The 19,230-nt window shown below is 38.0% G+C and carries 10 protein-coding genes; 8 read left to right on the top strand and 2 right to left on the bottom strand.

What is annotated here, in order from left to right; all coding sequences use genetic code 11:
- Positions 1–179: 179 nt before the first annotated feature.
- The 6 genes from N7931_RS00735 to N7931_RS00710 all read left to right on the top strand — a co-directional run bounded on the left by N7931_RS00735 (position 180) and on the right by N7931_RS00710 (position 8,600).
- On the top strand, positions 180–2,372 hold the full coding sequence (locus N7931_RS00735; RefSeq protein WP_262791329.1) for a bifunctional rhamnulose-1-phosphate aldolase/short-chain dehydrogenase: 2,193 nt from the start codon (positions 180–182) through the stop codon (positions 2,370–2,372).
- Between the two features lie 32 nt (positions 2,373–2,404).
- Positions 2,405–3,697 (top strand): L-rhamnose catabolism isomerase, encoded by a 1,293-nt coding sequence (rhaI, locus tag N7931_RS00730; RefSeq protein WP_262791328.1) that lies wholly within the window; start codon positions 2,405–2,407, stop codon positions 3,695–3,697.
- A gap of 564 nt (positions 3,698–4,261) precedes the next feature.
- Complete coding sequence (locus tag N7931_RS00725) at positions 4,262–5,188, top strand: hypothetical protein (protein ID WP_262791327.1); 927 nt, start codon at positions 4,262–4,264, stop codon at positions 5,186–5,188.
- Entirely contained in the window at positions 5,178–5,945 is a 768-nt protein-coding gene (tpiA, locus tag N7931_RS00720; RefSeq protein WP_262791326.1) for a triose-phosphate isomerase, read from the top strand. The genes N7931_RS00725 and tpiA overlap by 11 nt, the downstream gene beginning before the upstream one ends.
- A 139-nt stretch (positions 5,946–6,084) precedes the next feature.
- Positions 6,085–6,831 (top strand): substrate-binding periplasmic protein, encoded by a 747-nt coding sequence (locus N7931_RS00715; RefSeq protein WP_262791325.1) that lies wholly within the window; start codon positions 6,085–6,087, stop codon positions 6,829–6,831.
- Between the two features lie 281 nt (positions 6,832–7,112).
- Complete coding sequence (locus N7931_RS00710) at positions 7,113–8,600, top strand: FAD-dependent oxidoreductase (protein ID WP_262791324.1); 1,488 nt, start codon at positions 7,113–7,115, stop codon at positions 8,598–8,600.
- 124 nt (positions 8,601–8,724) lie between these two features.
- On the opposite strand, the gene N7931_RS00705 is transcribed toward N7931_RS00710, so the two are convergent.
- A complete protein-coding gene (locus N7931_RS00705; RefSeq protein WP_262791323.1) occupies positions 8,725–9,639 on the bottom strand; it encodes a sugar phosphate isomerase/epimerase family protein in 915 nt (304 codons plus the stop codon).
- Between the two features lie 50 nt (positions 9,640–9,689).
- Entirely contained in the window at positions 9,690–13,082 is a 3,393-nt protein-coding gene (locus N7931_RS00700) for a HEAT repeat domain-containing protein (protein ID WP_262791322.1), read from the bottom strand.
- Positions 13,083–13,520: 438 nt separating this feature from the next.
- On the opposite strand from N7931_RS00700, the gene fusA reads away from it, so the two are divergent.
- Entirely contained in the window at positions 13,521–15,617 is a 2,097-nt protein-coding gene (gene fusA, locus N7931_RS00695; protein ID WP_262791321.1) for an elongation factor G, read from the top strand.
- Between the two features lie 717 nt (positions 15,618–16,334).
- Positions 16,335–19,169 (top strand): TonB-dependent receptor, encoded by a 2,835-nt coding sequence (locus N7931_RS00690; protein ID WP_262791320.1) that lies wholly within the window; start codon positions 16,335–16,337, stop codon positions 19,167–19,169.
- Positions 19,170–19,230: the final 61 nt, after the last annotated feature.

Here is a 19,230-nt window from a genome sequence, read left to right as displayed (position 1 = left end):
TGATTCAATCTGTTTGAGATAAATAAATTTTTATTTATATTTATGTTAAGACTCTATACAAAATTTTAAATAAATGCAAGAAAGTGATTGAAAATGATTGTTTATAGTGGTCTAATGCGAAACATTATTTTCGCAAACGCGTGATTTTGGTTTTAATTCGCAAATTATAGGATATCAAAATGGCTAATCGTAAAGACGAGTTTAAGCATGTAAATTATTCTTGGGATGATGAATATGCCCAAGATTTAAGCCCTTTAGAGAGTTTAGTATATCGTTCTAACATTTTAGGCGACGACCAACGCATCACTAATACTGGTGGTGGTAACACTTCTGCAAAGATTGTTGAAAAAGATCCTTTAACTGGCGAAGATGTTGAAGTTTTATGGGTAAAAGGTTCTGGCGGTGATTTAAGAACTGCTAAAGTTGAGAATTTCTCTTCTTTATATCAATCAAAATTAACTGCTTTAGATGATAAATATCAAAGCTTTCCGGATAAAGGTTATAAATCAGCCGGTGAAGATGCCATGGTTGGTATGTTCAAGCACTGTAACTTTTGCTTAAACCCAAGAGCATCATCAATTGATACACCATTACACTCAATGATTGATGAAAAACACGTTGACCATCTTCATCCAAATGCGGTAATCGCAGTTGCTTCATGTAAAGATCAAAAAGAATTAACAGAAGTAATTTGGGGCGGCAAAATGGCGTATGTACCTTGGATGCGTCCAGGGTGGGAAGCAGCTAAAGTATGTGAAGATGCTTACGAACAAGATCCAAGTATTGTAGGTATTTTATTAGGTCAGCACGGGCATACTAACTGGAACTCAGAAAGTAAAAGCTGTTACGAAACCTCATTATGGGTAATTGAAACTGCGGCTCGTTATATTGAAGAGCACGACAAAGGTGAAATGACTTTTGGTGGTGCTAAATATCAAAGCTTATCTGAAGCAGAGCGTACTGAATTATTAGCTAAGTTTTTACCGGTTGCACGTGGCATTTTATCTAACAAAGTTAAATTTATTGGTACTGTTCAGTCTGACGAAAACGCACTACGTTTTGTAAACAGTGTGGACGCGCCTCGTTTGGCTAAGTTAGGCACTTCATGCCCTGACCATTTCTTACGTACTAAAATTCAGCCTTTATATGTAGACTTTAATCCTCAGCAAGATGATTTTGATACTTTAATTGAAAAATTAAATGCAGGTATCGAGCAATACCGTTTAGATTACATTGAGTATTACAACAATTGTAAGCGTCCTGATTCACCAGCCATGCGTGATCCAAGCCCAACGGTTATTTTAATTCCGGGTGTTGGTATTATCGGTTGGGGTAAAAATAAATCAGAGTCTCGCGTAACCACTGAATTCTATAACTGTGCGATTGAAGTAATGCGCGGTGCAGAAGCGATTAGTGAATATACAGCACTGCCTCAGCAAGAAGCGTTTGATATTGAATATTGGGCGCTTGAAGAAGCTAAATTACAGCGTATGCCAAAAGAAAAACCATTAGCGCGTGATGTGGTCGTGGTGATTGGTGCTGGTGACGGTATTGGTAAATCAACTGCACACCGTGTTGCAGAAGAAGGCGCGCATGTGGTTTGTGCCGATTTACGTGCAGAAGCTGCGCAAAAAACAGCAGACGAATTAACTGCCATTTATGGTCAGGGAATTGGCGTTGCAGGTTCTGGTATTTCAGGTTGTGGTCCGGCAATTGCGTTAGAAGTAGACATTACAAAACGTGAAAGCGTACAAAAAATGTTTGAACAAGTAACACTTGCTTACGGCGGTATTGATAAAGTTATTGTAACTGCTGGTGTATTTTTAGCGCCGGGTCAGGCTGGTATGAGTGACGATCAACAATTTGACGTGAGTTTTGCAGTAAACGTTAAAGGCGGTTATATCGTAGGTACTGAAGCAAACAAAATCTGGAAAGCTCAAAAATTACATGGTGCCATGGTATTAACAACCAGCGTTAACGCAGCTGTATCGAAAAAAGGCTCATTAGCTTACGATACCAGTAAAGCAGCAGCGAACCATTTAGTACGCGAATTAGCGGTTGAATTATCACCATTAGTTAACGTAAATGGTTTGGCACCAGCGACTGTGGTTAAAGGCAGCACTATGTTCCCAAGAGATCGTGTAATTGCCTCTTTAACTAAATACAATGTTGAGTTTACTGAATCAGATTCTGATGATGAATTACGTGACAAACTGGCATTATTCTATGCACAGCGTACATTAACCAAACAACCTATTACGCCAGAAGATCAAGCAGAAGCTGCTTATTTAATGGTTTCAGGTCAGTTAAGTAAAACTACAGGTCAAATTATTAGTGTTGACGGTGGTTTACATGAAGCCTTCTTGCGTTAAGCTCGAAGTGTGATAATCGAGAGGATTTTTAAATGACACAACGTATCGATAAAGCGTTTATTGCTGAGCAAAACGAAAAGTTAATGCCGGGTGTGCAAGAAGATTATGATGCATTGGCACGTAAATTAGCGCGTCAAGACATTGATATTGAGCAAATTACCCAAAAAGCAGCTGAGTTCCAAGTAGCTGTTCCATCTTGGGGTACAGGAACTGGTGGTACACGTTTTGCGCGTTTCCCTGGTACTGGTGAACCAAGAAACATTTTTGAAAAGTTAGAAGACTGTGCAGTGATCAATGATTTGTCACAATGTACACAAGCTGTATCGCCACATTTTCCGTGGGATAAAGTTGACGATTTCACTGAGTTAAAAGGTTTTTCTGATAACTTAGAATTGACGTGGGATTCGATTAACTCAAATACATTCCAAGACCAACCAGGTCAGGAGCACAGCTTCAAATACGGCAGCTTAAGCAATACGTCTGAAGCGTCACGTGAGCTTGCAATTGCGCATAACCTTGACTGCATCAAATGGGGTGAAGCTTTAGGTTCTAAAGTATTAACAGTTTGGGTTGGTGATGGTTCAAACCATCCAGGTCAATCACATTTCCAACGTGCGTTTGAGCGTTATTTAGAAAGCATGAAAAAAATCTATGCTGAATTACCGTCAGACTGGGAAATGCATATTGAACACAAAATGTTTGAGCCTGCGTTTTACTCAACTGTCATCCAAGATTGGGGCAGCAACATTTTAGCGGCAATGGAATTAGGTGATAAAGCGAAATCATTAGTTGATTTAGGTCACCACGCGCCAAATGTAAACATTGAAATGATTGTTTCTCGTTTAATTCAGTTCAAGAAGTTAGGTGGTTTCCACTTCAATGATTCTAAATACGGTGATGATGATTTAGACAGCGGTAGTTTACATCCGTACCAACAATTCTTGATTTTCAATGAATTAGTGGATGCTGAATACCGTAATCAGGAAGGTTTTGGTCCGGGCTATTTATTAGACCAATCACACAACGTAACTGATCCGATTGAAAGCTTAATGAACTCAGCGGCAAGTGTACAACGTTCGTACGTAGCTGCGTTATTAATCAATCGTGAAACTTTATACGGCTATCAGGATAGCAATGATGCAATTATGGCAAGTAATACGTTAAAAAATGCGTTTATTACCGATGTATCACCTATTCTGCAAATGGCTCGTGCACGTAAAGGCGGGGCAATTGACCCAATCGCAGTTTATCGTGCAAGCGGATACCGTGCGAGTGCTGCTAAAGAAAGACCAAGTTCTGGTCATTCTGGCTCTGGCATTGTATAGGGTCATTTGACCCAACTCCCTGCCCCGGGAGTTTGATTTGAGTGGTCTGAAGTGTTTGCCTATACCTACTGGGCGGGCACTTTAAAAACTCAGATAACCGGGCAGCTTTTATTATTCGTCCTCTTTTTAGTCATAGTCATCTTTGATGATTCTTTTGCTAGCTGATGCTTTGCTGTTCCTGCAAGCATCAGTTTTTTTAGTCTGTATATCTACAAACAAACGCTTCTATTTTAGATTCACCTTAAATGCTTTTTTATTCTTTGTAAGTGTTTTGGCTCAACCCATTGAGCCTTCAACGTGGAGCCAGGAATATTCCTACATTTAACAACATTAGACCCCCAGAAGGGTATACGGATAGAAAGACTGTATCTAATAATCAAAAAGCAATCTGTATTGGAGTGTGTTAGAGGAGAGGTTTATTTAAAGACGCGAAAACTCCACAATTTTAAACAGATTCATACTCAAATAATTTGGATATAAATTCACGAAAAAACTCATTTGTTTAAACTTGGTATGGTATGATGTTGAGTTTATTTTACACAATTTTGACAAGGTTTATCTGTGATGAGATTAAGGTTTTTTATCTCTATAATATGCTTGTTGATATCAGCTAAGCTGAATGCTGTAGAGTCAAATAAAGAACCGGATGTCGTGATCATACCTTATATGGACGTACCGGCAACTCATCGACTATTTGGGCGGGAATTACTCGCCTTAGCCCTTAAGCTATCTGAAGATAAATTTGGTCCTTATCAGCTTAGAATTCAAACTAAAGAAAGCGTTATTAAACGGCAATTATATGAATTGCAAACCGGTCATTTGTCGGTGGCAACATCAATGCCAACCCAAGACTGGTTAACTCAAGCTCAAATTATCCAAATTCCAATTATGAGGGGACTAGCGAGCTATAGGTTGTTTTTTGCGTACCAAGAGGAATTAGAGTTACTGAGTAATATTCAGCGAGATGACCAGTTAAAACAAGTACTAATTGGTCAAGGGAATGGCTGGTCAACTAGTGAATTATTACTTAATAATGGCTATCAGGTTGTGTTTAGTACCAAGCTTGATTCATTATTTAAAATGTTAAAAGCTAAACGCTTTAACTTATTAATGCGAAGTGTTTATGAGGTAGAAGCCGAATATGCTTTTTATAAACCTATGATGCCTGAATTGGAAGTTGTTAAAAACTTTGCTGTGTTTACTTATTTACCTATGTATTTTTTTGTTGCCAAAAATTCGCCATTACAGTCACGATTAACCTATGGTTTAAATAGAGCATATCAAACAGGAGAAGCAGATAAACTGTTTAAAAAATATTATGCAAAAACACTCGAATATTTAAGTTGGCCCGATATAAAAATAATTTATTTAACTAACTCAAATATTAGTTGTGATTTATACCAACAGGATAAAGCGTATTTACTTGAACAAATAAAACAAATGGCTGATAACAGCAATGTTAGCTTGGGAAATTGCAAAAATGAAAAATAATCAACCACTTGTAATTGCAAACTGGAAATTAAATGGTGGTACAGATTTAATTTGTGCCTCTGTGGCTTCGGTATTACAACACGATTTTTGTGCTCAAATCGGAATTGCACCGCCTTATGTTTATATTAGCGACATGGCTAATTTTTTGCGCAACTCAAAAATTATGATTGGTAGTCAGAATGTCAGTAAATTTGAATCTGGCGCGTTTACTGGGGAAACTTCTGCACAAATGCTTAAAGAAGTCGGTTGTGAATTTTGTATAATCGGTCACTCAGAAAGGCGACAAGTTTTTTTAGAAAATAATGCTTCTTGCAAAACTAAAATTAAAAGAGCACTAAAAGCAGGGTTAATGCCGGTGGTTTGTATTGGTGAGAACTTACAGCAGCATCAACTTGGTTTAACGAAAGACATTTTATATCGCCAACTTAATGAATCTTTTGGCGGTTTGGATTTAACTGGTTGTAGGGTTTGTATTGCTTACGAGCCAATTTGGGCTATCGGTTCAGGCAAAGCTGCATCGGCTGAAATGGTTGCTGACATTCATACTTTTATTTATCAGGAACTAACCAGCATGTTTGATGCCGATATAGCTGGTAAAATACAAATTTTATATGGCGGTAGCGTAAATAAACATAATGCGGGGGAATTTTTAAATATCCCGCATGTGAGTGGATTACTCGTTGGCGGTGCTAGTTTAGAGCCTGAACATTTTGCGGAAATTTGTGTAATTGCTAGCCAAAATTGTGCAACGGATTAATTGTTTAGATGGGTAAAAAGGCCATGTTATTGATTAATTAGTTCTCAATGAAATAGTAGGTGATTGTTCTAGTTTAAGTAATTATATTCGGTTAGTTGTAAGGATAAAGTTTTGTAGATAAATTAAGCTGTAGGGGAATATGAAGCGATTTATAACACTAAACATCATTATATTCGTAATTATAACAACGAATATAAAAGCCCAAGAATTAACAATTTTGACTCATCAGTGGGCTCCCTATAATTTTAAAGAACAAGATATCATTACAGGGATTAGTACAGAATTAGTTGAATCTGCTCTGCACATGACTGGTTTCAAATACAAACTTCAGCTATACCCATTTAAACGAGCCTTATATACAGCACAAACAACCCCTAATACGATGTTTTTTACGGTTGCTCGGATCCCCCAACTTGAAACAAAATTTAAATGGATTGGTCCATTACATCCCAGGGTTGTTTATTTATATAGATTGAAGAAAAGAACAGATATTCAAATTTCTAGTATCGAAGACATCAAAAAATATCAAACAGGCGCTTTATTAGGTGGATCAGTTGAACAGTTTTTTAAAACGAATGGATTCCAGGAAAAAGAAGATTACTTTTTAACCGCTACTTCTGAACAATTATTAAAACTTCTTGCGAAGGGAAGAGCGGATCTAATTCCTGGAGATCCTTTAGATTTAGCGTATCAAATGCAAAACTCAGAGTATAATTTTTCCGATTTGGAGCAAGCTTTTCTTTTATCGGATATAGGCGGTTATTATATAGCTGTAAATCAAGAAACTGCCGATGAGGTTGTCGCGAAAATACAAACTGCACTAGATAAGATTATTAATGCAGGGAGTAGAGAAGTTATTATAAATAAATATTTGCGCGACCAATAAATTTGTCTCGATTTAGCTCTATCAATAATTGTAATAGAGCAATGTCAGTATTTATTACATTAAACCACTTTCTCGTTAACAACGGATTTAAAATAACTTTATAGTTATCTGAAAATATAATTCATTAATATCTTTATTGTTCTAAGTTTATAATTTGTATAAAAAATATAAAAAATATTTTTTTGATACAAATTAGGCTGGTTTTGTTTAATCAATAGGTGCATGCATTAAAATAGCACAGTAAAATGCTGACATATTATCAGCTATTTTATGGGTTAATTTTGAGCAGTTCACAAACACTATCATCAAAAACACAATTAGGTTTTAGCGGTACCGAACCTCGCAAAATTGCTGTAATTGGTGGTGGGGTTGCTGGTTCAACTATTGCGTTAAGACTAGCTGAACTAGGTTTGGATGTCACTTTATTTGAGCAAGGCCCAAGTTTAGTGAACGGGCCGCCGATTTGCCATTTACATGCAGGTGGCAGCTTTTATCGTGAAATTACCGATGAACAATGCTTAACTTTACTCAACCAGTCAATTGATATGATGCGGGTATTTCCGCAAGCTGTAAATGTTCGGCCGACTGTTATTGCTGTACCGATTGCTGATTCTGGCTCACCGTTTGATATTTTGCCCAGATTAAAAAAACTCCAAAAAAATTATGCTGATTTAATTACAGTGCAGCCAGATAAACAGGTGTTGGGCGAACCGGCTGATTATTATTGTACTTTTGAGCGTTCAGAGCTGGAAGCATTAGCACAAAAAGATTTACCTGAGCAAATAACCGATAATTCTGACTGGCTGATTCCGCTAGCTAAACATTTAGATTTAGATTCGGTTAAATATCCGCTGATTTTAGTGCAGGAATATGGACTAAGCGGTTTCAGATTTTCAGCCACTGTGAGTTTAGCAGCGCAGCAAATGCCAAACTGTCAGGTTAAATTAAACTCTAAATTAGTGGCATTATCAGAACAAGCAGGCTCAAAACATTGGCAGCTTACGATTGAAAATCAAACAAATTTAACCCAAGAAGTCTTGTCGTTTGATTATTTAATTAATGCCTGTGGATTTAGAACCGGTTTGCTCGATAATATGCTCAAAGCACCACGACAAAGACTAGTTGAATTTAAGGCCGCTTATGTGGCGCATTGGCAACATTGTCAAGGTCATTGGCCTGAAGTTTTGTTTCATGGAGAGCGGGGTACGCCTAATGGGATGGCACAATTAACCCCTTATCCAAACGGCTATTTTCAGTTACATGGAATGACGCAAGATATTACTTTATTCAAAGACGGTTTAGTGAGCAGCAATGCACAAACTGCGCAGCCAGAATTACCATCACTATACATAGATAAAATTGATAAAGGTTGGCCTGAGCCTGTGGTTAAGCAGCGTACACAAGGCGCGATACAGCATGTTGCGAAGTTTTTGCAGGCTTTTTCAAGCGCAAGACCGGCTGCTAACCCTTTATTTGGTGCTCAGCAAATACCGGGAGATGATCCTAAATTAAGAACCAGTGATGTCTCTTTTTATGGTGATTTTTATGCGCGTACAGAAATCGTTAAAGCACCTTCAGCTTTGCAGGCTGCCGATACCATTTTACAGAATTTAATCGCTGGTGGTGTAATCCAACAGCCGATATCCGCGCATATTAATCAGCATTATTTTCCGAAAACTCAATCTATTGACTTGAAAAATGTAGTTGAACTGGCTTGCAAAATTGCCGAGCAAAGAGGGTACCCGCAAGATTTAGCTCTCAAAATTTAAACACATTTTAACTCGTGCGATCTCAAGGAGCATGGGTATATGAAGATATAGAGTGATTGTATTGTTCGCATCGGTTAAAAGATACGGTTCTGGATATCCAGAACCGTAATCAATGTATACCAAGCTATTTGGTCAGTTTTTCTAAGTGTTTTTCTAATCCTGCTTTTGAGGCTTTAATTGAGTTCATAGGGGTTAAACCTTGTGGATATTCCTCTTGCTCAATAACCAACCATTGAATTCCGCCATGTAAAATATCGGTTTTAACCAATTCAGCCCAGTCAAAGCTATCTTGACCGATAATAACATTTTCAGCTGTATTGTTTGGTGTTCTAATTTTGATATGGGTACTCATAGTTCGTTCTGGGTAAGCTTTTACATAATGGATTGGATCTTTACCCGCAAAATTTACCCAACCCACGTCCATTTGTAATACCATGTTTTCTGGGGTGTTTTGGGCAATATAATCCCAGAATGTCTGATCATTAAAATCACCAAATTCTTCAGCATGGTTATGGTAACCAAAATATAAATCTTCCTGACTGAGTTTTTGGGTAAGCTCTGTTAACTCATTGGTTAACTCTGCTATTTTTTCTGGATCCCACGCTCGGCCATCAATTGGAATAATAAATAAATTCACACCTACTTCGGTTAAAAAGTCGATGGTTTTACGGTAGTTATCGCCTTGTAGTTGATTGATTGGTACATGCGCGCCACTGGGCTTTAAACTAAGCTCAGCTAAAAATTGTTTTAGCCCTTGCGGGTCGTCTTTAAAAGGACCAAATTCACCAGCAAACTCAACTCCTTTAAACCCCATTGCGGCGATACGGGTTAAAGTGCCTTTAAAATCACTTTTTACATCGTCTCTCACCGACCAGAGTTGAACACTGATGGGTGGAATTTTTTCATCAAAATGACTAACTTCAACGACTGGTTTATCTGTACTAGCCGCTGCTGCTTGTTTCGGTGCTTCAGCCTGTTGGCAGGCAATTAAACCCGCGCTAATGCAAAGTGCGGATAATAACTTTTTATATTGATTCATGCTTAACTCTCTTATTTTATGCTTTTATTGGTATTTGTTAGTGGTTAAAGTTAATGTCCAGATACTCGTTTTACATGCGTAAGTGTCTTTAAATAGGCAATTAAATCGCGGATCTGGTGTTTATTTAATATATAACCCATTGGCGGCATACCTGACATAGGGCGTTTTATCTCGTTTATATCGGTTTTAAGGTAACGGGTTTGTTTGCCGTTATCATCTTCAAGGGTTATAGCTTGTTCGGTCTCTTCTATTAATAAACCGGTTAGGCTGTTGCCCGATTTTAAACTGAGCGTAAAACGACCAAATTTGGGTGCGATTGCAGCACTCGGCTCAATCAGTGATTGCAACAAATATTCACTGTTGTAGCGGGTGGCAAGTCCGGTTAAATCTGGTCCAACCCGTGACTGACCTTCGCCATTAACTCTGTGACAGCGCATACATTGTGCCGCGCCGCCACCGTGAAAAATTTCACGTCCGGTTTTAATGTCGCCACCCTCTAATGTACTGGCGTATTGGGTCATTAAATCCTGTTTAGCAAGTTGGCTCTGGTAGGTTTGTAAAAGCGCTTTTATTTGTGCATTTTGGCTAACTTGTGCTGCATCTAATAATTCTAAAATCAAACCTGTTGGGGCTTGGTTATTAATAAGATCCTGCATATAGTTTGTAATTTGCACATCGGTTTGGGTGCTTTGGTATTTAACTAAAAAGCTTAACCCAATTTTTTTATGTAAAAGTGAATCGCCATTTAAATAAGATTCAACAATTGCTAAGCCTTGATTAACATCATTTTCAAAAATATTTGTTAACCCCGCTTTTATCAACTCTGAGCTATTTTCTTTCAGTAGAGTTTGGCTCAAGCTGATGACTTGATTGTTTTGCTGTGATTTTAAACTATTAAGTGATTGTAATCGGATATCACTACTGGCGTCTGGATTGGTGACAATATTCACCAAGATTTCGGCCGGAATTTGGTAGTCATAATGTTCGGCTAAGCGCATCGCCTGCACTGATGCTTGACCTGTTGCTGAGTTTAATATTTTAGGTAAGTGAGCTTTTACTAACTCTTTAATATTTGCTCGCTCTTGGTTAGCTGAACTAGGTTGGCCGGTAATCGTATCGATAGGGTTTAACTCATTCCAGCCCTCAATCGCCGCCAATGCTTCACTAATTAACCGCTCAGGTAGTTGAGTTTGTGCTGCATACTCAAGTAACCGGCGGGCAGATTCTGTTGTCCCTAAATTAAAATTAGCATTAATTAATCTGTGGTGAATATAAGCCTGCTGAGCAGATTTAGCTGGTAAATCTGCCGACAGTTTTGCGGCTAGCTGCGCGCGGGCTTTAATGATTTGTTTATCGCTGATGGCGATAATGGCTTCATTAACAATACTTGGCTCTGAATCATTTAAAAACAGGGCTAAGTCGGGATCGTTGAGCATTCTTAGAGTCAGTACCTGAGCCATTCTGACCGCCGCAGATGAATGATCTTTATACTCATTTAGCCAGTGTTTTTTAGCTATGCCTTTTAAACCCATAGCTAAAGCATGGCGTAGCCAAAGGTCTTGATTATTGTTGGCGACAATTGCATCTATTAATGGTTTAACTGATGCTTTATTGCCTATTTTTCCAAGCCCTTGAGCTGCGTACATTTTTACTTGAGGGTTTGAATCTGTCAGTGCTGTAATTAAAGCCCGGTTAGCTGGGGCAAAAGCGTTATCACCTAATACCCGCGCGGTTTGAATTCTAATTTGCGCTGTTTTGTCAGTTAACAAAGGCAATAAAGATTTTAGCGATTGACTATCTATATCACCCTGATTCGCTAGCTGGCCTATCCCCCAAATACTATGGATACGGGCAAAAAGATGTTGGTTACTGTCAAATGCGACCGTTTTAAACAATCTGTATGAGTTTAATCCTCGTTTAGCCAGTTCAAACTGAGCTTTTTGACGAACTTGCTGATGATCCATTGCCAGATAACTGATTAATTCATCATCTGTTTTTTGAGTTAAATCACTGGTGAGTATTTGATAATAGCTATCGTGCAGTTGTTTATCTTGCGCTGATGTGTTTTTTGCATCAACCACATAAACCGTGCCTTCGCCTTTTGATGACCAGCCGCCATAGTTAAACTCTGTCATATATAAGCGGCCATCTGGACCAAAACCAACATCTGTAGCATTAAACCCATAAATTGTTTTGGTAATCGGGGTTGTTAAAAATGAGGCACCATTTTGATCAACTTTAAAGCTGCTAATACGCGAGCCTTCTGAAGTACCACCATATAATGCAACAAAAAAAGTATTTCTCCACTCTTCTCCCAAATAATTACTTGGGTTATAGGCAAATCCTGAGGGGCCTGTAAAAATTTCACCTATGCTGGGTAAAATAAAAGCAGGCTGATGCTCGTTTTTAGGGCGAGACATATCATTAACCAGCCAACTAACAGGCACATCAACATCGTTAGTATACTTATAAGAACGAAGTTCAAGCTGCTTGCTAAAACTCATTATGCTTTGATGGCCGGCTGTCCAACCCGAATCTCCGCCTTCAATTAAATGATTAATCCGTTCAATATCGCTTTTATCACCATCATTATCAGCAGTAAATAAATTGCCGTATTCGTCAAAAACCAGCTCTTGCGGGTTACGAAGGCCAGTGTAAAATAACTCTAATTCACTACCATCCGGATTAGCACGGAAAACGGCACCTAAGTTTGGGCCAAATAAATGTTTACCTTCTTTAGTGATTATATCGTACCCTCTGTCACCTAACGACCAGTAAAGTTTGCCGTCTGGCCCCCAAATCAGGCCATGCATATCATGTCCCATAAAACTCACGCGGGTACCGAATCCGGTTTGTATGATGGTTTTTTTATCGACAGTACCATCATTGTTGGTATCTTCTAACTGCCATAAATTCGGGATATTGGTGTAATAAACTTTGCCATCGCGTTCAATAACATCAACACCTAAGCCATCTAAAGTATCATTAAATCCGTCTGCAAAAATCTGACTGCTGTCGGCTTTACCGTCTTGGTTGGTATCGGCAATTAATTTTATTTGGTCGCTGCCGCTTTGGTAATAACTCATTGGCACACGTTCAGCATGTTTTTGGTACATGCTAACTCTGTCTTGCAGGGTTTTAATTTCAATGTCTTGAATAAGCATATCAACCGGATAAGCCCGAATATCATCAACGCCTTTGTAGATTCGGTCTACTTCGGCCATTAACATGCGGCCTTGGCTATCAAAATTAAAATAGGTCGGATTTTGGGTAAGCGTTTGATCTGCCCACACATCCACTTTCAAACTATTGGGTACAACTATATTCTCTAATCTGCTTTGTGCATCAGCTTTAATTTTATCTTCTGCATCAGAGGCATAAGATACAGTAGCTGAAGAGCCCAGATAAATCGCAATAAGAGAGATAATCCTAATTGAAGACATGGATATTGGTTTTCCTATGTTTATTGTAATATTTGTTAACTAAATTGCGCTTGAGTTGATCATATTAGGTTAAAAATGGATAAATTTAAACCTACTATAAGCTATTTTTTACTGGCGATAATCTAAAATCAGCAGATACATTTTTGAGCTTGATAATAAGAGTCATTTTGTGTTGTGCAGAATTGTGCTAAACTCGCGCCGAAATTTATTTAACCTTGGGTTATTTAATTAAGAAATTCTTAGGAAGGGCGTTTTAAACGGGCATTATTTGATTTTTGGATAAATTTAAAAACAAATTTGCGTCTGAAACAAAAAAATTTCAAACATTTTTTTGAAAATCCTGTATCCTATCGCGCGTTATTCATCCAAGTCCTGTCTGAATTTGTTTCTCAGGGGGAAGGGTGTAAATTCTTGACACATAATTAGTAGAGTAAAGCAATGACTGATTTATCTAAATATAGAAATATTGGTATTTTTGCCCACGTTGATGCGGGTAAAACAACCACTACCGAACGTATTCTTAAGTTAACCGGTAAAATCCATAAAATTGGTGATACTCATGACGGTTCAACTACAACTGACTTCATGGAACAAGAAGCTGAGCGTGGTATTACAATCCAGTCAGCGGCTACTACCTGTTTTTGGAATGATCACCGCTTAAACATCATCGATACCCCTGGACACGTTGACTTCACAGTTGAAGTATACCGTTCATTAAAAGTATTAGACGGTGGTATTGGTGTATTCTGTGGTTCTGGTGGTGTTGAGCCTCAGTCTGAAACTAACTGGCGTTATGCGAACGATTCAGAAGTATCTCGTTTAATCTTCGTAAACAAATTAGACCGTATGGGTGCTGATTTCTACCGCGTAGTTGATCAGGTTCGTAACGTATTAGCTGCAACTCCGTTAGTTATGACTTTACCAATTGGTATTGAAGATGAGTTCTGTGGTGTTGTAGATGTATTAGAACAAAAAGCGTATATCTGGGATGACTCAGGTTTACCAGAAAACTTCACAGTTGAAGATATTCCTGCTGATATGGTTGATAAAGCTCAAGAATATCGTGAAGCATTAATTGAAACTGCTTTAGAGCAAGACGAAGAATTAATGATGGCATACCTTGAAGAAGGTGAAGAGCCGTCTATGGAACAGTTAAAAGCTTGTATCAAAAAAGGTACACATAACTTATCTTTCTTCCCAACTTTCTGTGGTTCAGCATACAAAAACAAAGGTATTCAATTAGTATTGAATGCGGTAACTGATTACTTACCATCTCCTACAGAAGTTGAGCCTCAAGACTTAACTGACGAAGAAACTGGTGAGCCTACAGGCGAAAAAGCAATCGTTTCTGCTGATGAGCCATTACGTGCGTTAGCATTCAAAATTATGGATGACAGATTCGGTGCTTTAACCTTTATTCGTATTTACTCAGGTAAAATGAACAAAGGCGATACTATCCTTAACGCTGCAACAGGTAAAACTGAACGTATCGGCCGTATGGTTGAAATGCACGCAAATGACCGTACTGAAATCTCTGCTGCACAAGCGGGTGACATCATCGCGGTTGTTGGTATGAAGAACGTTCAAACTGGTCACACATTATGTGATCCTAAGAACCCTTGTACGTTAGAGCCGATGATCTTCCCAGATCCGGTAATCTCTATCGCGGTTGCACCTAAAGATAAAGGTTCAACTGAAAAAATGGGTATCGCAATTGGTAAATTAGTATCTGAAGATCCATCTTTCCAAGTTGAAACAGATGAAGAGTCTGGCGAAACTATCCTTAAAGGTATGGGTGAGCTTCACTTAGATATTAAAGTTGATATCTTAAAACGTACTTACGGTGTTGAGTTAAACGTAGGTCAACCTCAGGTTGCTTACCGTGAAACTATCACTAAAGAAATTGAAGATAGCTACACGCATAAGAAACAATCTGGTGGTTCTGGTCAGTTTGGTAAAATTGACTACCGCATCAAGCCAGGTGAGCCAAACTCAGGTTTCAAATTCATTTCAACAGTTGTTGGTGGTAACGTTCCTAAAGAATATTTCCCAGCTATCGATAAAGGCTTCAAAGAAATGATGAAAACTGGTGTTTTAGCTGGTTTCCCTACATTAGATGTTGAAGTTGAATTATTCGACGGTGGTTTCCACGCAGTTGACTCATCTGCAATCGCGTTTGAAATTGCAGCTAAAGGTGCATTCCGTCAATCTATGCCAAAAGCAGGTCCTCAATTACTTGAGCCTATCATGAAAGTTGACGTTTTCTCTCCAGAAGATAACGTTGGTGACGTAATCGGTGACCTTAACCGTCGTCGTGGTATGATTAAAGACCAAGAAGCTGGCGCAACAGGCGTTCGTGTTAAAGCAGACGTTCCTTTATCAGAAATGTTTGGTTACATTGGTAACTTACGTACTATGACTTCTGGTCGTGGTCAGTTCTCAATGGAATTCTCTCATTACTCAGCATGTCCTCAAAACGTTGCTGATGCAGTAATTGCTGCTGAAAAAGAGAAAAAAGCTGCTAAAAATAAATAATAACTGCTAGTTAATTATTTATCTAAAACCCCGTTCAAACCTAGTTTGAACGGGGTTTTTGTTTATTGGCTTTTATTTATTATTAATCATAGTTATATAAAATATTCTCTCATTTTTCAGATTGATGTTTACCTTCCGTAAAAAATTACACAAGGCATGATTAACCTAAACTCACAAAATAAAATTAACTTTAGTTGATTGGTTTAAATTTATTTCTATTTTCGAGTGATTATTTGACAGAGTGGAGATAGCCACATTAGGTGCATACCAAAGTTGCCTAAAAGACCTGCTGTTATTAATCCATATTCTGGTTCGTTAAGAAAAGCCTAAAACAGAGTAATGGTGGTGAGAGTTAAGTCTACCTATCCAGATATTGTCATTTAACCCCTTTCTATTATTAACTCTATACAATGAGTTAACCGTTTTCCCAATAAAAAATATTTGTTATTTTTTTGTTTTATTTTTTCGGTTGGCTAGACTTGATTTAATTATTTTAATAATGAAATGATAGATTTAGTGTATTAATTAGTTGACCTTTTATTTGGTTAGCTAAAATCAAATAGGATTTAAACAAAAAATGTTACAAAAAAAGATTAAAAAACACTTGGTAAACGTTTAACTAACGTGTATATTTTAACAATACGGTGACAAGCTTAAATTTTAGGCTGTTTTTGAGCTTGTAAATACACACACTTAACACACGATTGGGGATATATAATGAAAAATTCAATCAAATTAAGCTTATTAGCTTTAGCTGTTTCACAAGTGCTTAATGTACAAATGGCACAGGCAGCTGAAGATGCACAGGAAAATACAGCAGAAGATCAAGACATTGAAGTTATCGCAGTTAAAGGTTTTGGCGGCGCGTTAGGTAAAGCTTTACGTGAAAAACGATTTTCACCTTCAACCGTTGAGATTATTTCATCTGACGATTTAGGTACATTACCAGATGTTAGTATTACTGATTCTTTAGTGCGTTTACCTGGTATTGCCGCTTCTCGTGACCGTGGTAACGCTAGCCGAATCTCAATTCGTGGTATGGGTCCAAGATTAAATGTAGCGACTATGAATAACCGTGAAATTGTCTCGGCTGAACCAAGCCGTGATGTCCGCTTTGAGCAATTTCCGGCAGAGCTAATTGATGGGGTTGAAGTATATAAAAGCCCATTAGCAAGTAAAGCCGAAGGTGGTATTTCGGGTTTAGTTAATATGAACTTTGTTAGCCCTCTATCAAAAGATAAACGGTTAATCAATTTTGGTGCAAGCTATATGTACAATACATTAGCTGATGATTTACCGGATGCTGATGGCGGCGGCTATAAAGCTAATTTTAGTATTGTTGATCAAGTTTCAGAAAAATTTGGTTATGCATTTGGTTTAACCTATCAAGATCAACCTTCAATTGAAAAAGGTGTTCAATCATGGGATTACAATAATGGCGTAAACCGTGGTGACATGAACGAAAATGGTAAAGTTGAAGATGCACCTTGGGGTGTAATGGCAAAAAGTAAACGTGGTAATAACGAGCGTACCGGTGGTTTATTAATTTTAGAGTTTCAACCTACCGAAGCATTAAATATTAAAGGCGACTTATTTTATTCCCAATTTGATATTCAAGAGCGTGATGATCAGCAAGGTCCAAATGATTTAGGCAACTGGGCTGACGATGGTAGTGGTCCACGAGGATATGGTTATGATTTATACCATAATGCGGGTTTAAATCCTGTAATTGAAGACAGTGGTGATGGTTCTGAACAAGTTGTTGCCGGTGTTCAAGAATGGGGTGGTGCTCAGTTATCTATTCCAAAATGGTTCCAGAAAAATGAAATGCTAAGTGCAGGTATCAAAATGACCTATGTGGGTGATACTTGGACAACCAAGTTCGATGTTGGTGTTTCAGAGGCAAGTATTGAATCTGTTTGGATAAATATTGAACCTGTATATGTTGGTGGTGATTATTTAGTTGGCTTTAATGCTTCTGGTGATAAAGCTCAGCCTTTAATGGTTGGTGGAGTTAATGATCCGGCCAATTATGCGTTTAGTGCACAGCAGGAGGTTTGGTATGAAACTTCGCCAGATGTTTGGGAACCAACAATTGAAACTACTTATGCAACCATGACAGGTGACAGTCAAAGAGAATTAACTGATGAAATGGGCAATATCAATTTAGATTTTGAACGTGATTTAGACTTTGGTGTGTTAAGTAAATTTGCATTTGGTGCACGTGTTACAGACCGAACTAAAGAGAATGTGCAATTAGCAAATTGGACAAAAACAGCTAATGTTGATCATGGTTTAACCGATTTTGGTGAAGTGTATTCAATTGGCTCTGATTACGCGTTTGACCCATCTGTATTTGGTAATGATCCAGCTTGGCAGGCATTGGTTGATAAATATCAGATTACGTCAGACGACCTTGAGCCTCATTTATATACTTTTAAAAACTGGGATAAAGTTGCAAGTGCAGCATTTGGCGGAACTGGCACGCCAGCAGATGCAGAAGTTGATGATTTAGCTTCTTGGAAATTAAAAGAAAAAAATACGGCCTTATATGTTCAATTTGAAATGGTTGGTGATTTAGCGGGTATCCCTTACTCAGGTAATTTTGGTGTGCGCTATGCCAAAACGGAAGTCGATTCAATTGGTCATGAAATGGATAGTTATTGGTATGAAGGTGATGATGGCAACTGGTATGAAGCAATCGTGATTACACCTACCGCAGTTAAGCATGAATACGATGAAATTTTACCGTCATTAAATATGATATTTAATATTACCGACGATTCACAGATTCGTTTTGGTTTGGCACGTACCATGTCGCGTCCGCCATTACTAGAAATGCGCACAGGCTTTAGCTTTAATACGCAAAGTGTGCCATATACAGCGAGTGGTGGTAACCCTAAACTTGATCCGTATGTTGCTAATCAGCTTGATTTAGGTTACGAGTATTATTGGGGCGATAACTCAATGGCTTCTGTAAACTATTTCTTTAAAGATTTACAGTCACATATTGGTTTAACCGAAGGCAATGTAAGTTTTAATGGTGAAGACTATGCCTTTACCGGTACGATGAATGGTGATGGTGGTGTAATTCAAGGTATTGAAGTTTTATATCAACAGTCGTTTGATATGTTACCAGAACCATTTGATGGTTTAGGTATTTATGCTAACTATTCATATACAGATAGTGATGTTAAAGAGTTCAAACCAGAAAATAATCCATACAATTTAGGTGGCTTGTCTAAACATATTGGTAGTGCAACACTTTGGTATGACAAAAACGGGTTTGATGCACGTTTCTCTGTCAACTATCGTAGCGAATATACAGGTGTAAACAGTTGGGATCCTCAGCTAGTTAACTTAAATTCATCTGAAACAACAGCTGATGCAAGTATTGGTTATTTTGTCACCGAGAATTTAAAACTGACTTTACAAGCTCAAAACTTAACCAATGAATCATCAGAAAACTATTGGGATAATGACTATTCAAAACCAGCTTATAGTGTTGAATGGGGTCGCCGTTATTTAGTTGGCTTCCAATATTCAATGTAATTTAACTGAGTTTCAACTAAAGGGGGATTTATCCCCCTTATTTTTAATCTTTCTAGCGCAC

It is taken from the genome of Catenovulum sp. 2E275, assembly GCF_025515275.1.
In the GTDB taxonomy this organism is placed as follows: Bacteria; Pseudomonadota; Gammaproteobacteria; order Enterobacterales; family Alteromonadaceae; genus Catenovulum.
The sequence above is the reverse complement of the archived record's forward strand: the minus strand, read 5'-3'. Positions and strand labels throughout refer to the sequence as shown.

Coding starts and splice junctions, on each gene's coding strand:
- N7931_RS00705 (WP_262791323.1), bottom strand. CDS start 9,639: ATGAATCAATATAAAAAGTTATTATCCGCACTTTGCATTAGCGCGGGT.
- rhaI (WP_262791328.1), top strand. CDS start 2,405: ATGACACAACGTATCGATAAAGCGTTTATTGCTGAGCAAAACGAAAAG.
- N7931_RS00715 (WP_262791325.1), top strand. CDS start 6,085: ATGAAGCGATTTATAACACTAAACATCATTATATTCGTAATTATAACA.
- N7931_RS00700 (WP_262791322.1), bottom strand. CDS start 13,082: ATGTCTTCAATTAGGATTATCTCTCTTATTGCGATTTATCTGGGCTCT.
- tpiA (WP_262791326.1), top strand. CDS start 5,178: ATGAAAAATAATCAACCACTTGTAATTGCAAACTGGAAATTAAATGGT.
- fusA (WP_262791321.1), top strand. CDS start 13,521: ATGACTGATTTATCTAAATATAGAAATATTGGTATTTTTGCCCACGTT.
- N7931_RS00725 (WP_262791327.1), top strand. CDS start 4,262: ATGAGATTAAGGTTTTTTATCTCTATAATATGCTTGTTGATATCAGCT.
- N7931_RS00690 (WP_262791320.1), top strand. CDS start 16,335: ATGAAAAATTCAATCAAATTAAGCTTATTAGCTTTAGCTGTTTCACAA.
- N7931_RS00735 (WP_262791329.1), top strand. CDS start 180: ATGGCTAATCGTAAAGACGAGTTTAAGCATGTAAATTATTCTTGGGAT.